This window comes from Brevundimonas sp. ZS04 (assembly GCF_001956865.1).
GTDB classification, from domain to species: Bacteria; Pseudomonadota; Alphaproteobacteria; order Caulobacterales; family Caulobacteraceae; genus Brevundimonas; species Brevundimonas diminuta.
The window spans coordinates 45,670-59,730 of record NZ_MTHE01000003.1 but is presented as its reverse complement, the minus strand read 5'-3'; the positions used below and the strand labels follow the sequence as shown (position 1 = coordinate 59,730).

Here is a 14,061-nt window from a genome sequence, read left to right as displayed (position 1 = left end):
CATAGACTGACGAGCGATGATTTGCGGGTCGGCGCAACCCCTCATCCGTCAGGCTCCGCCTGCCACCTTTTCCCACAAGGGGAGAAGGATTCAGCGCATCACCTCGGCCAGCGCCTCTTCAAACCCGTCGTAGTGGTCGATCATCACGTCGCCGCCCAGTTCCGCGTGCGGCACGTCGTTGTAGCCGAAGCTGACCGCGATGCAGGGCACGCCCGCATCCTTGGCCGCCTTGGTGTCCGTGGTGCTGTCGCCGACCATGACGCAGCGCGCCGGATCGCCGCCCGCTTTCTGCACCGCTTCGATGATGTGGGCGCCGCTGGGCTTGCGGGCCGAGACCGCATCCGGTCCGGCGATGAAGGCGAAATGGCGCGTCAGCTCCAGCGCCTCGATCAGCGCCACCGACAGGTCGGTGCGCTTGTTGGTCGCCACGCACAGGGTCGCCCCGCGCGCGCTCAGCCGATCCAGCGCGGCGACGCAGCCGTCGAACGGGCGGCTCTCATCGGCGATGTGGGCCAGGTAATGCTCGATGAAGCGCTCGAACAGGCCGGGGGCGTGGGCCTCGTCCCAGGCGGCGCCCGCTTCCATGAAACCGTGGCGCAGCATGGCCATGGCGCCGTGCCCCACGAGATGCCGGGTCGAGGACATGGGCACGGGCGGCAGCTCATACTCCGCCAGCATCCGGTTCAGCGTGCCGATCAGATCCGGCGCCGAATCCACCAGGGTGCCGTCCAGGTCGAAGGCGATGGTCCAGCCTTCCAGGTCGCGCTCAATGCTCACTCATCTGTCTCCCGGCTCGCGAAGAACCCGGCAATGGGCTAGATCGCAGGCAACGACAAGCCGCCGGATCGATTCATGACCGCACCCCATCCTCGCGCCGCCATTATCCTCGCCGCCGGCCAGGGCACGCGCATGAAGTCGCCCCTGCCCAAGGTGCTGCACCCGGTCGGCGCGCGCGCCATGCTGGACCACGCCATCGATGCGGCCGAGGCTCTGGGCTGCGAACGCATCGTCGTCGTGGTCGGCGCCCACTCGCCGGAAGTCCGCGCTCACGTTGAAAAGCGCCTCGGCGCCGACAGCATCGCCGTTCAGAATCCGCCGCTGGGCACCGGCCATGCCGTCCGCGCCGCCGAGGCCGTGCTGGGCGACTTCATCGGCCAGGTGGTCGTCACCTATGGCGACGTGCCCCTGCTGAAGGCCGCCGACATCGAGCCGGTCTTCGCCGTCCATGAAGGCGTCACCGTCATCGGCTTCGAGGCCCGCGATCCCGGCGCCTACGGCCGCCTGATCCTCGACGGCGACAGCCTGCTGGCCATCACCGAGGCCAAGGAGGCGTCGGCGGACGTGCTGGCCGTCACCGCCTGCAACTCGGGCGTCATGGCGGCCCCGGTCGGCCTGCTGTTCGAGCTGTTGTCCGAGGTGACGAACGACAACGCCAAGGGCGAATACTACCTGACCGACGTGGTCGAGCTGGCCCGCAAGCGCGGCGCCCCGACCCGCGCCGTCTTCGCCGCCGAAGACTCTGTCATGGGCGTCAACGCGCAAGGCGAATTGGCCCAGGCCGAGGCCCTGTTCCAGAAGACCCAGCGCGAGCATTTCCTGGCGCAGGGCGTGACCATGAGCGCCCCAGACACCGTCCACTTTGCCTGGGACACCGACATCGGAGCGGGCGCGACCATCGAACCCTTCGTCGTCTTCGGCCCCGGCGCCAAGGTGGCCGAGGGCGCGCGCATCCGCAGCTTCAGCCATATCGAGGGCGCCAAGGTCGCGACGGGCGCCGAGGTCGGTCCCTACGCCCGCCTGCGTCCCGGCGCGGACCTGGGCGAGGGGGTCAAGATCGGCAATTTCGTCGAGGTGAAGAACGTCCGCATGGATGCGGGCGCCAAGGCCAACCATCTGGCCTATCTCGGCGACGGCGAGGTGGGGGCGAAGGCCAACATCGGCGCGGGCACGATCTTCTGCAACTACGACGGCTTCTTCAAACAGCGCACCACGGTGGGCGAAGGCGCTTTTGTCGGCTCGAACTCGTCGCTGGTCGCTCCCGTGACCATCGGCGCAGGCGCCATGGTCGGCTCCGGCTCGGTGGTGACGAAGGATGTCGCGCCCGGCGATCTGGCGCTCGGCCGCGCGGAACAGACAATGAAACCCGGTTGGGCGGCCCGGTTTATGGCTGCCATGCGCGCAAAGAAGGCGGCGAAATCCCAATGAGCGACCTGCAGAAGAAGAACGCCGGCGAAGCCGCCGCCGCTTACGTCGAGGGCGGCATGGTCGTCGGCCTGGGCACCGGCTCCACCGCCGCCTGGTTCGTCAAGGCGCTGGCCGCCCGCAACCTGCCGGACCTGCGCTGCGTCCCGACCTCCGAGCGCACCGCCGATCTGGCGCGCGAGCTGGGCCTGACCCTGTCGACGCTGGAAGACACGCCGAAGATCGACCTGACCGTCGACGGCGCTGACGAGATCGGCCCCGGCCTCGCCCTCATCAAGGGCGGCGGCGCGGCCCTGCTGCGCGAAAAGCTGGTGTGGGAGGCGTCCGCCCGCTGCATCTGCATCGCCGACGCGGCCAAGGTGGTTCCGGCGCTGGGAACCTTCCCCCTGCCGATAGAGGTCGTCGCCTTCGGCCACAAGACGACCGCCAACCGCATCGCCGACGTTCTGGCCGATCATGATATCGGCTCGCCCGCCCGCGTGCGCGAGGCCGAGCGCGGCCTGATCCGCACCGACGGCGGCAACCTGATCTACGACGCGGCCTGCAAGCTGATCGCGGACCCGGCTCGTCTCGCCGCCGACCTGAAAAGCCTGACCGGCGTGGTTGAACACGGCCTCTTCCTCGACCTGACGGACCTAGCCGTCATCGGCACGAACGAGGGGTTCGAAACGCTTAATCCGTAGTTGTCGGCGCCTCATCGGCCAGTCGGGCGTGCGCGCGACGGATGGAGGACTGGATCTCTGACTTGCCCGCCCGTACGTTTTGACGGGTGCGCTCTGCGCCGTAGAGGCCGTGAAGATACGCCTTGTCCCACTCGGTCAGGTGTGGGGCGCTGTCCGGGTCGTCGAAGACGTTCAGGATCGACGCATAAGCGCTAGTGTCCGCCGTTGGGTCGATCTGCGCCAGCGACACCATAGTGACGTAATCGGCCAGTTGCAGCGAATTGATTGCGCCGGTCTTGCTGATGTCCACGACGATGATGGCGCGGAAAATGTTGTCGACGATCTGTGTCGTCAGACGTGAAGCCGAGGACACATTGATTACCGGGGCATAGTCCATCGGCCCCGAGCAATCGTTCGTACACTCTCCGGGGATGCGAACCGCGCGCTGACCCGTTTCAGAATCGACCGGCATGCTGACCTGCCACCAGCGGACGGGGCGGCTGGTTTCTTGGAAATCTCTCAGTGCAGCAGCGCCACGATCCATGCCGGAGCCGCCCATGCGTAGGGCCCGACGGCGGCGCTCAACCAGTTCCTGCGCAAAGGCGTCGCCATCCGTGGTTGCGACGATCAGCAGATTGGGCGTGCACCCGGGATCGCCTGTATTCAGACCAAGATCTTCCGCCACGGTCGAAACACGGTCCACCAGATATTGCGCGGCTTCACGACGCAGATTGACGGCGCCGACACAGACGCTGCGATCCCATCGTGCGATGCCGCGACCGCGATTGGGCGCGGCGACCTCGCTCACAAAGTTCTCTATCAGGGCGTCCAGGCGCCGCCCTGAGACTTGGATGTCCTCCAGGCGAACGGCTTGATCTTCAGCGGTAGAGTTCGCCTGTGCGGGCGCTTGGTCTAGCGGCATGCTCGCGCTGAGAGCCAGAGCGAAAATTTGAGCAATCATGCCGCGCCCTTTGACGTAGTGATGTTCTTTAAACTCTATTCAAGAGTTGTGGTTTGTCAAAGCTTCAAAGTCGCTCGCACACAGACTTGTTCTGGGATTGCTCAACCGTGTGGCGCCCAAGCGCCTTGCCCCCTCGCGCCCCGGCGCCTAAGTCGGGTCAGCGCCGCGGTTCGGCCGCGCGGATTTCAGACGATTCAGACGAATTGGACTCATCTTTTCGGGTCCATTGCCGGAGAGCCCGATGGCCCAATACGACTACGACCTCTTTGTCATCGGCGCCGGTTCGGGCGGGGTGCGGGCGGCGCGGCTGACGGCGCTGGGCGGCAAGAAGGTCGCCATCGCGGAAGAGTATCGCGTCGGCGGCACCTGCGTCGTGCGGGGCTGCGTGCCCAAGAAGTTCATGGTCATGGCCTCCGAGGTCAGCCACGCGCTGGAGATCGCCGAGGGCTACGGCTGGTCCTTCGACAATGCGAAGTTCGACTGGCCGACCTTCCTGCAGGCCAAGGACGTCGAGATCGCCCGCCTGTCGGGCATCTACGCCGCCAACCTGGCCAAGGCGGGCGTCGATCTGGTCCATGGCCGCGCCATCCTGAAGGACGCCCATACCGTCGAGATCGTCGGAAAAGGCCAGACCATCACCGCCGAGAAAATCCTGATCGCCACCGGCGGCCGCCCGTGGAAGCCGGAAGGCCTGACGGGCGTCGAACACGCCATCACCTCGGAAGAGGCCTTCCACCTGCCGGAACTGCCCAAGCGCATCCTGATCGCAGGCGGCGGTTATATCGCGGTGGAGTTCGCGGGCATCTTTGCAGGCCTCGGCGTCGAAACGACCCTGATCTATCGCGGCCCCAACATCCTGCGCGGCTTCGACGACGACGTGCGCGCCCATCTGGCGGGCGAGATCCAGAAGCGCGGCGTCAAGGTCATCCTGGGCTGCCAGCATTCCTCGATCGAGAAGACCGAGACCGGCCTGGTCAACCACCTCGAAAACGGCATGAAGATCGAAACCGATGTGGTCATGTTCGCCACCGGCCGCGTTCCCTACGTCAAGGGTCTGGGCCTCGAGACCGCCGGGGTCGAACTGAACGACGACGGCGCCGTCAAGGTCGACCAGTATTCCCAGACCACGGCCGCCAACATCTGGGCCATCGGCGACGTCACCGATCGCATGAACCTGACCCCCGTCGCCATCCGCGAGGGCGTGGCCTTCCACGAGACGGTCTATCGGAACAATCCGCAGAGCTTCGACTATGAAGCCGTCGCCACCGCCGTCTTCAGCCAGCCGCCAGTCGGCACCGTCGGCCTGACCGAGGCCGAGGCCCGCCACGCCTGTCCGGGCGAGGTGGACGTCTATGTCACCCGCTTCCGGCCGATGAAATACGCCTTCACGGGCTCGGACGAACGGGTGCTGATGAAGCTGGTGGTGGATGGGGAGACCCAGCGCGTCGTCGGCTGCCACATCGTCGGCCCCGACAGCCCCGAGATGATCCAACTGGCCGCCATCGCCGTGAAGGCGGGCCTGACCAAGGCCCAGTGGGACGCGACCTGCGCCGTCCACCCGACCATGGCCGAGGAGCTTGTCACCCTGAAAGAGAAGCAGACCCCGGCCTCTATGTCCGCCGGTTGATCGCACGCCGGGGCGGCTTGCCAGCCGTCCCGTCTGCGCGCCTTATGCCGTCCGAAGGCCCCGACCGGGACAGCAAGAGATCAAGGAGTTCATCATGAAGCCGCATCTGCTCGCCGCCGCCGTCGTCGCCGCCATCCTCAGCGCCGCGCCCGCCCTGGCCCAGAACGCCGCCGCGCCCGCCTATCAGGCCGCCGTCGCCGACACCCTGCGCCCGGCCGACGAAGTGGCCCGCGACCCCTTGCGTCATCCGGCCGAGATGCTGGCCTTCGCCCAGGTCAAGCCGGGCCAGCGGATCGCCGACATCCGTCCCGGCGCGGGCTATTTCAGCCGCCTGTTTTCACGGGTCGTAGGCGAGGGCGGCCATGTCTACGCCTTCGTGCCCAACCGCACGGCCGAGCGCGAGAACCCGCGCGCCGACGCCCTGGTCGCCGCCTATCCCAACATCAGCCGCGTCAACGGCGACCTGGACGCCATGAGCTTCGATGCGCCGCTGGACCTGGTCTTCATGAGCCAGGAATATCACGACTTCCACATTCCCCGTTTCGGCGTGGACGTGGCCAAGATGAACGCGGACATCTTCAAGGCGCTGAAGCCCGGCGGCCTCTATGTCGTCATCGACCACCAAGCCGCGCCGGGCGCCGCCAACACCGTGGTCGAAAGCCTGCACCGCATCGAGGGCGCCCAGCTCCGCAAGGAGGTCGAGGCCGCCGGTTTCGTCTTCGACGGAGAGAGCACAGCCGTCGCCAACCCGGCCGACGACCACAGCCTGAACGTCTTCGACGAGGCGATCCGGGGCAAGACGGATCAGTTCGTCTACCGCTTCCGCAAACCTAACTGAGGCGTCTCGTCTCAAATTGGTGACTGGCGAAGCGGGACGGGCGGCGCTAACCCTCGGCCAAAATCCATAAGGGAAACGCACAGATGACTCGCATCGCCTTCATCGGCCTGGGCAACATGGGCGGCGGCATGGCCGCCAATCAGGCCAAGGCCGGGCATGACGTGGCCGCCTTCGACCTGTCGCCTGCCGCGCTGGAGCGCGCCGCCGAGGCCGGGTGCCGCACCGTCGCCTCGGTCGCCGAGGCCGTGAAGGACGCCGAGGTGGTCATCACCATGCTGCCCGCCGGGCCGCACGTGCTCGGCGTCTATTCCGACCAGATCATCGGCGTGGCTCCGGCCAGCGCCCTGCTGCTGGACTGCTCGACCATCGACGTGGAAACGGCGCGCAAGGTCGCGGGTCTGGCCAAGGAGGCGGGCTACGCCTTCGCCGACGCCCCCGTTTCGGGCGGCACCGCCGCCGCCGACGCCGGCACTCTGGCCTTCATGGTCGGCTGCGACGAGGCCGACTTCGCCCGCGTCGAACCGGCGCTGGACCCCATGAGCCGCATCACCATCCGCGCGGGCGACCACGGCGCGGGGCAGGCGGCCAAGATCTGCAACAACATGCTGCTGGGCATTTCGATGATCGGCACGTGCGAGGCCATCGCCCTGGCCGAGAAGCTGGGTCTGGAGCCGGAACGCTTCTTCGAGATCGCCTCCAAGTCCTCGGGCCAGTGCTGGAGCGTCAGCAACTACTACCCCTGGCCGGGTCCAGTGCCGACCGCCCCGTCGAACCGCGAGTATGAAGGCGGTTTCGCGAGCGCCATGATGCTGAAGGATCTGAAACTGGCCCAGGACGCCGCCGCCAAGGCGGGCGCCACAACGCCGCTGGGCGCGCAGGCTGAGGCCCTCTACGCCCTGTTCAACGGCCTCGGCTACGGCGGCAAGGACTTCTCCGCGATGGTGCAGATGTTGCGCGGCCGCATCGACACCCTGGCTTGATGCAGGCGTTGATGAAGCTGAGAACCGTTATCAATTAAGGGGTTGGGACGTTTTGTCCGGCTCCTGACATGGACAAGACAGGGCAGCGCGCGCAATTAGGCCGCGAAAGCTGCATAAGCGAAAGAAGCGCCGCCTTGTTCGACTATAAGTCCGCCTTTCAGAACTCTGTGGATCAGGTCCGCAGCGAAGGTCGCTACCGCGTCTTCGCCGATCTGAAGCGGGTGCGCGGCCAGTTTCCTCGTGCGGTTCGTCGTCGCGAGGACGGCGCCCAGCAGGACGTCGTCGTCTGGTGCTCCAACGACTACCTGGGCATGGGCCAGCACCCGGTGGTGATCGACGCCATGCAGGCCGAGATCGAAAAGACCGGCGCCGGGGCAGGGGGAACGCGCAACATTTCGGGCACGACGCGTTCGGCCGTGGATCTGGAAGCCGAGCTGGCCAGCTGGCACCAGAAGGAAGCGGCCCTGCTGTTCACCTCGGGCTATGTGGCCAATGAGGCGACGCTGTCGACCCTGCAGAAGATACTGCCGGGCCTGATCACCTTTTCCGACGCCCTGAACCACGCCTCCATGATCGCGGGCATCCGTAACGGCGGCGGCGAGCGTCACATCTTCCGCCACAACGACCTCGAACACCTTGAGGAACTGCTGGCCGCCGCGCCCGTCAATGCGCCCAAGCTGATCGCCTTCGAGAGCGTCTATTCGATGGACGGCGACATCGCCGACATCGCCGGCACCATCGCCCTGGCCAAGAAATACGGCGCCCTGACCTATCTGGACGAGGTTCACGCCGTGGGCCTGTACGGCGCGACCGGCGCGGGCGTGGCCGAGCGTGACGGCGTGCTGGACGGCATCGACATCGTCGAATGCACCCTGGGCAAGGCCATCGGCGTCATGGGCGGCTACATCGCCGCCGACGCCGTGATCGTGGACGCGGTGCGCAGCTGGGCCTCGGGCTTCATCTTCACCACCAGCCTGCCGCCGGCCCTGACCGCCGGCGCGCTGGCCTCGGTCCGCCATCTGAAAGCGCATCCGGAACTGCGCGCCGCCCATCAGGAGCGCGCCGCCACCCTGAAGCGCCGTCTGTCTGAGGCGGGCATTCCCGTCCTGCCCAGCGTCAGCCATATCGTTCCGGTTCACGTCGGCAATCCCGTGCACTGCAAGCTGATCTCGGACATGCTGCTGGAAGAGCACGGGATCTACGTCCAGCCGATCAACTATCCGACCGTGCCCAAGGGGACCGAGCGCCTGCGCTTCACCCCTTCGCCCGACCATGACAACGCCATGATCGACAAGCTGGTCGAGGCGATGGACAAGCTCTGGTCTCACTGCAACGTGGCGCGTCAACCGGCCGCCGCATGACGCACGACCCCGAGCTCGGCGAAGTCATCGTCGAGTTCGTCCGCAACGGCCCCTATGTGAAATGTTCGGCGATCCACGTGGCCACTGGCCGCGAGGTCAGCGCCATGGGGCCGGTCAACGAGCCGAAGTCCGTCGAACGGGTCGCCCTGGCCAAGTTGAAGCGCGCCTTGACCCAGATGTGAGCGCCGCTGCCGTTTTCTGACAGCAGAAGGCAGTATCCTCTTGATATGAAGGAGGAGCCCCACATGACCCTGACCGCTGTCTGCCACTGCGGAGCCGTGAAGATCGAGGCGCCGGACCTGCCCAAGCAGGCCGCATCCTGCAACTGCACGTGGTGCCATCGGACCGGTGCGGTCTGGGGCTACTACAGTCCGGATGAACTGACGATCACCGCGACAGGACCGGTGGGCGAGTATGCTCCCAACGGCATGAACCACCATCACTTCTGTGCGACCTGCGGCGGCAACACCCACGGCTTCTCGCCGGACTGGGGTTCTGTCTACAACGCCGACGGGACGCCGAAAGAGGGGCATCAGCCCGGCTCCATGCCCTCGACGCGCATCGCGGCGGTCAATCTGCGCATGGCGCCCGACCTGGACCTGTCCTCGATCAAGATCGAGCAGATGGACGGCCGCAACAACTGGTAGGCGATTTTCGCCGCCGTCCGCGATGACGTGGGCGGCGGCCTCGCATCCCCCTAGATGTTGTGGTGTTCGGCGGCGCGGCCTAGAAGGGAGCGCCGTTTCCGCCTTCAGCCTTCGGGATGCCTGCCTGTGACCGCCTTCACCCACGACTCCTACTTCTCCAAGAGCCTCGCCGACGCCGATCCGGCGATCTTCAAGGGCATCCAGGGCGAGCTTGGCCGCCAGAAGGAGCAGATCGAGCTGATCGCTTCCGAGAACATCGTCTCCCAGGCGGTGCTGGACGCGCAGGGCTCGGTCCTGACCAACAAATACGCCGAGGGCTATCCGGGTCGTCGCTACTACGGCGGCTGCGAGTTCGTCGACATCACCGAAGACCTGGCCCGTGAGCGCGCCAAGGAGCTGTTCGGCGCCGCCTTCGTCAACGTCCAGCCCCACTCGGGCGCCCAGGCCAACCAGGCGGTCTTCTTCTCCCTGCTGCAGCCGGGCGACACCTTCCTGGGCATGGACCTGGCCTGCGGCGGGCACCTGACGCACGGCTCGCCCGCCAACCAGTCGGGCAAGTGGTTCCGTCCCGTCACCTACAAGGTGAACGAAGACGACCATCTGATTGATTATGATCACGTCGCTGAGATGGCCCAGAAGGAGAAGCCCAAGCTGATCCTAGCCGGCGCCTCGGCCTACAGCCGCCACATCGACTTCAAGCGCTTCCGCGAGATCGCGGATTCGGTCGGCGCCTATCTGATGGTCGACATGGCGCACTATGCGGGCCTGATCGCCGGCGGCGTCTATCCCGACCCGGTCCCGCACGCCCACGTCGTCACCACCACGACCCACAAGACCCTGCGCGGCCCGCGCGGCGGCATGATCCTGTCCAACGACCTGGACCTCGGCAAGAAGATCAACTCGGCCGTCTTCCCCGGCCTGCAGGGCGGCCCGCTGGAGCACGTCATCGCCGCCAAGGCCGTGGCCTTCGGCGAGGCGCTGAAGCCTGAGTTCAAGCTCTACGCCCAGCAGGTCGTCAAGAACGCTCAGGCCCTGGCCGCCGTTCTGGTCGATCGCGGCCTGGCCATCGTCTCGGGCGGCACCGACAGCCACCTGATGCTGGTCGATCTGCGTCCCAAGGGCGTGACCGGCAAGGCCACCGAGCATGAGCTCGAAAAGGCGCTGATGACCTGCAACAAGAACGGCGTGCCGTTCGACACCGCGCCCTTCACCGTCACCTCGGGCGTCCGCCTGGGCACCCCGGCGGGCACCACGCGCGGCTTCGGCGAGGAAGAGTTCAAGCAGATCGGCCACTGGATCGCCGACGTCGTCTCCTCGATGAACGGCGGCGACGAAGCCGATCCGGCCGTCGTCGCGGGCGTGGCGGCTCAGGTGCGCGAACTGACCGCGCGCTTCCCGATCTACCGCTAAGGGACTGACTGGATGAAGTGCCCCTTCTGCGGAAACGCCGACACCCAGGTGAAGGATAGCCGCCCGTCTGACGACGGCGCGGCCATCCGGCGCCGTCGGTCCTGCCCGCAGTGCAACGGGCGCTTCACCACCTTCGAGCGGGTGCAGTTGCGCGAACTGGTCATCCTGAAACGGAACGGCCGCCGCACCCCCTTCGACCGCGACAAGCTGGAACGCTCGCTGGGCATCGCGCTGCGCAAGCGCCCGGTCCAGCCGGATCAGGTCGAGCTTCTGGTCAGCCGCATCGTGCGCCAGCTGGAAAGTCTGGGCGAGACCGAGATCCCGTCGCACATCGTCGGCGACTTCATCATGAAGGCGCTGAAGTCGGTCGATGAGGTCGCCTACGTCCGCTACGCCTCGGTCTACAAGGACTTCCGCCACACCAGCGATTTCGCCAAATTCCTCGGCGACGAGGGCTTCGACGAGACCAAGTCCGGCCAGGACTGATGCGCTCTCGCGTCACTCTGAAGCTGGCGACCTCCCTGGACGGCCGCATCGCCACGGCCACGGGCGAAAGCCAATGGATCACCGGCCCGGAGGCGCGCCTTCAGGGCCACCGCCTGCGCGCGGCGCATGACGCCATCCTGGTCGGTGTCGAGACGGTGCTGGCCGACGATCCCGAACTGACCGTGCGCCTTCCTGATCATGCCGGGCCGCATCCCTTGCGTGTCGTCCTCGACAGTCGCTTGCGGACCCCCGCGACAGCCAAGGTCGCATCCGGCAACACCCTGATCTTCACAACAGCCCAACCCCATCCCATCGGCCAGGCTGAAATCATCACCGTCGCCGCCGATGACGGCCGTCCCGCTATTTCCGCCGTCCTCGACGCCCTCTCGGCCCGCGCCATCACCTCCATCCTGATCGAAGGCGGGGGCCGCGTCGCCGCCTCCTTCATCCAGGCGGGGGCGGTCGACGCCATCGAGTGGTTCCGCGCCCCAATCCTGCTGGGCGGGGAAGGGCGGCCCTGCATCGCCTCCCTGGCGCTTGCAAAGCTGGCCGACGCCCCCAAGTTCCGTCGTCTGGGCGTCGAGCCTGTCGGAGACGATCTGTGGGAACGCTACGCCCGCGCCTGACGCCTCCTCAGGCGCGATTTCAGACGAATTAGACTAATTAGACTCTGTTTTTTGGGTCCGAAGGGACCGGAGCTTTCATGTTCACCGGCATCGTCACCGACATCGGCCGCGTCCGCAGCGTCCGTGAAACCAACCGCGACCGTCGCTATGAGGTCGAGACCGTGTGGGACACGGCGGGCATCGAGCTGGGCGCCTCCATCAGCCATGCGGGCTGCTGCCTGACTGTCACGGAAAAGGGCGAGGGCTGGTTCGCCGTCGAGGTCTCGGGCGAGACCCTGTCCAGGACCAAGCTGGGCGACTGGAGCGAGGGCAGCCGGATCAATCTGGAGCGCGCCGCCAAGCTGGGCGACGAACTGGGCGGCCACATCGTTTCCGGCCACGTCGATGGTCTGGGCGAGGTTGTGTCCATCACCCCCGAGGGCGGGTCGCACCGCATCGTGATCGAGGCTCCGGCGCCCCTGCACAGATTCATCGCCCCAAAGGGCTCAATCACGGTCGATGGGGTTTCCCTGACGGTGAATGGGGTGCATGAGCGCCGCTTCGACGTGAACATCATCCCGCACACGTGGGATGCGACCACCCTCGGCGGCCTGAAAGTCGGCGAAAAGGTCAATCTGGAGATCGACATGCTGGCGCGCTACCTCGCGCGGTGGCAGGAGACCGCATGATGAAACTGGCCGTCCACAACACCGACAGCCCGATCAGCTCGATCGAGGACATTATCGAGGACGCCCGCAACGGCCGCCCCTACATCCTGGTGGACGCCGAGGACCGCGAGAACGAGGGCGACATCGTCATTCCGGCCCAGTTCGCCACGCCGGACCAGATCAACTTCATGATCCGCTATGCGCGCGGCCTGGTCTGCCTGGCCATGACGGCCGAGCGCGCCAAGCAGCTGCGCCTGCCGCCGATGGCCGCCGAGAACCGCGAGAGCATGGGCACGGCCTTCACCATCTCGATTGAGGCCAAGGAAGGCGTCACGACCGGCATCTCGGCCGCCGATCGCGCCCATACGGTCCAGGTGGCGGCCGATCCGTCGCGCACTGCCGACGACATCGTCTCGCCGGGCCACATCTTCCCCCTGGTCGCGCGCGACGGCGGCGTCCTGGTTCGCACCGGCCACACCGAGGCGGCCGTCGACATCAGCCGCATGGCGGGCCTGATCCCGGCCGGGGTGATCTGCGAGATCATCAAGGACGACGGGACGATGGCGCGGATGCCCGACCTGATCGCCTTCGCCCAGCTGCACGGGCTGAAGATCGGCACTATCGCCGACCTGATCGCCTATCGCCGCCGCACCGAGCGCTTTGTCGAGCGCGTGATGGAGACGCCGTTCGAAAGCGTCCACGGCGGCGCGTTCAAGCTGATCCTGTACCGCAACACCATCGAGGGCGCGGAGCATGTCGCCCTGGTGCGCGGCGACATCGATCCGACCAAGCCGACCGTCGTGCGGATGCACCAGGTCGACTTCGCCGCCGATCTGCTGGGCCATGTCGAGGCCCGCCAGGACTATATTCCGAAGGCGATGCAGGCGCTGGCGGCCCAGGACGGGCCGGGCGTCGTCGTCTTCCTGCGCGATCCCGACCTGCATGGTCTGGCCGAGCGGCTGGGCGGCGTCGCCAAGCCCGCCGCCGTGGATCGTTCGCTGAAAGCCTATGGCGTCGGGGCGCAGATTCTGCTCGACCTCGGCGTCAAAGACATGATCGTGATGAGTTCGACGCGACCCAATCCGACGGCGCTGGAAGGCTACGGCCTGCGCATCGTCGGCTGGCGCGACATGGACGGAGAAGACCAATCTTGAACGACCCCACTCGCGTCCTCATCGTCGAGGCGCGCTTCTACGACGAACTGGCCGACGCCCTTCTGGAAGGGGCGAAGGACGCCCTGCGCGCGCAAGGCGTTCAGTATGACGTCGTGACCGTGCCCGGCGCCCTGGAAGTGCCGACCGTGATCGCCATGGCCGAAGAGGCCGGACGCTATCCGACCGCGCCGCGCTATGACGGCTATGTCGCCCTGGGCTGCATCATCCGCGGCGAGACCTATCATTTCGAGATCGTCTCGGATCAGTCGGCGGCGGGCATCACCCAACTGGGCCTCAAGGGGCTGGCCATCGGCAACGGCATCCTGACGACCGAGGACGAGGACCAGGCCTGGGCCCGAGCCCGTCTCAGCGAAGGCGACAAGGGCGGCTTTGCGGCCCGCGCCTGCCTGGACCTGATCGCCATCCGCAAGCGTCTGCGCGGAGGACTGGCCTCGTGAGC

The 14,061-nt window shown here is 66.7% G+C and carries 16 protein-coding genes; 14 read left to right on the top strand and 2 right to left on the bottom strand.

Going from position 1 to position 14,061, the window contains the following annotated elements; genetic code table 11:
- Positions 1 to 90 precede the first annotated feature (90 nt).
- Positions 91 to 777, bottom strand: a complete 687-nt coding sequence (locus BJP32_RS05085) for an HAD-IA family hydrolase (RefSeq protein WP_046653469.1) — start codon at positions 775 to 777, stop codon at positions 91 to 93.
- A gap of 75 nt (positions 778 to 852) precedes the next feature.
- Here BJP32_RS05085 and glmU point away from each other — a divergent pair, with 75 nt between their 5' ends.
- Complete coding sequence (gene glmU / locus BJP32_RS05080) at positions 853 to 2,205, top strand: bifunctional UDP-N-acetylglucosamine diphosphorylase/glucosamine-1-phosphate N-acetyltransferase GlmU (RefSeq protein ID WP_076223169.1); 1,353 nt, start codon at positions 853 to 855, stop codon at positions 2,203 to 2,205.
- Entirely contained in the window at positions 2,202 to 2,885 is a 684-nt protein-coding gene (gene rpiA / locus BJP32_RS05075) for a ribose-5-phosphate isomerase RpiA (RefSeq protein ID WP_076223168.1), read from the top strand. The genes glmU and rpiA overlap by 4 nt, the downstream gene beginning before the upstream one ends.
- On the opposite strand, the gene BJP32_RS05070 is transcribed toward rpiA, so the two are convergent.
- Positions 2,875 to 3,825, bottom strand: coding sequence for a hypothetical protein (locus BJP32_RS05070; protein WP_046653466.1), 951 nt, complete (start codon positions 3,823 to 3,825; stop codon positions 2,875 to 2,877). The genes rpiA and BJP32_RS05070 overlap by 11 nt on opposite strands.
- Positions 3,826 to 4,066: 241 nt before the next feature.
- Between BJP32_RS05070 and gor the strand changes: the two genes are divergently transcribed.
- The 12 genes from gor to ribH all read left to right on the top strand — a co-directional run bounded on the left by gor (position 4,067) and on the right by ribH (position 14,059).
- Positions 4,067 to 5,452 carry a glutathione-disulfide reductase gene (gene gor / locus BJP32_RS05065; RefSeq protein WP_003164738.1) on the top strand — a complete coding sequence of 462 codons (1,386 nt, stop codon included), beginning with the start codon at positions 4,067 to 4,069 and terminating at the stop codon, positions 5,450 to 5,452.
- A gap of 94 nt (positions 5,453 to 5,546) precedes the next feature.
- Entirely contained in the window at positions 5,547 to 6,290 is a 744-nt protein-coding gene (locus BJP32_RS05060; RefSeq protein ID WP_076223166.1) for a class I SAM-dependent methyltransferase, read from the top strand.
- Between the two features lie 83 nt (positions 6,291 to 6,373).
- Complete coding sequence (gene mmsB / locus BJP32_RS05055) at positions 6,374 to 7,270, top strand: 3-hydroxyisobutyrate dehydrogenase (protein ID WP_046653462.1); 897 nt, start codon at positions 6,374 to 6,376, stop codon at positions 7,268 to 7,270.
- Between the two features lie 134 nt (positions 7,271 to 7,404).
- Entirely contained in the window at positions 7,405 to 8,631 is a 1,227-nt protein-coding gene (hemA, locus tag BJP32_RS05050) for a 5-aminolevulinate synthase (protein ID WP_046653461.1), read from the top strand.
- Positions 8,628 to 8,813, top strand: a complete 186-nt coding sequence (locus BJP32_RS05045) for a hypothetical protein (RefSeq protein WP_003164740.1) — start codon at positions 8,628 to 8,630, stop codon at positions 8,811 to 8,813. The genes hemA and BJP32_RS05045 overlap by 4 nt, the downstream gene beginning before the upstream one ends.
- 63 nt (positions 8,814 to 8,876) lie before the next feature.
- Entirely contained in the window at positions 8,877 to 9,278 is a 402-nt protein-coding gene (locus BJP32_RS05040) for a GFA family protein (RefSeq protein WP_046653771.1), read from the top strand.
- A 126-nt stretch (positions 9,279 to 9,404) separates the two neighbouring features.
- On the top strand, positions 9,405 to 10,688 hold the full coding sequence (gene glyA / locus BJP32_RS05035) for a serine hydroxymethyltransferase (RefSeq protein WP_076223164.1): 1,284 nt from the start codon (positions 9,405 to 9,407) through the stop codon (positions 10,686 to 10,688).
- A gap of 12 nt (positions 10,689 to 10,700) precedes the next feature.
- A complete protein-coding gene (gene nrdR / locus BJP32_RS05030; RefSeq protein ID WP_003164743.1) occupies positions 10,701 to 11,174 on the top strand; it encodes a transcriptional regulator NrdR in 474 nt (157 codons plus the stop codon).
- Positions 11,174 to 11,800, top strand: a complete 627-nt coding sequence (locus BJP32_RS05025; protein WP_076223163.1) for a RibD family protein — start codon at positions 11,174 to 11,176, stop codon at positions 11,798 to 11,800. The genes nrdR and BJP32_RS05025 overlap by 1 nt, the downstream gene beginning before the upstream one ends.
- Positions 11,801 to 11,877: 77 nt before the next feature.
- On the top strand, positions 11,878 to 12,468 hold the full coding sequence (locus tag BJP32_RS05020; protein ID WP_076223161.1) for a riboflavin synthase: 591 nt from the start codon (positions 11,878 to 11,880) through the stop codon (positions 12,466 to 12,468).
- Positions 12,465 to 13,601 carry a 3,4-dihydroxy-2-butanone-4-phosphate synthase gene (gene ribB, locus BJP32_RS05015; protein ID WP_076223159.1) on the top strand — a complete coding sequence of 379 codons (1,137 nt, stop codon included), beginning with the start codon at positions 12,465 to 12,467 and terminating at the stop codon, positions 13,599 to 13,601. The genes BJP32_RS05020 and ribB overlap by 4 nt, the downstream gene beginning before the upstream one ends.
- Positions 13,598 to 14,059 carry a 6,7-dimethyl-8-ribityllumazine synthase gene (ribH, locus tag BJP32_RS05010; RefSeq protein ID WP_040345280.1) on the top strand — a complete coding sequence of 154 codons (462 nt, stop codon included), beginning with the start codon at positions 13,598 to 13,600 and terminating at the stop codon, positions 14,057 to 14,059. The genes ribB and ribH overlap by 4 nt, the downstream gene beginning before the upstream one ends.
- The last annotated feature ends 2 nt before the right edge of the window (positions 14,060 to 14,061 follow it).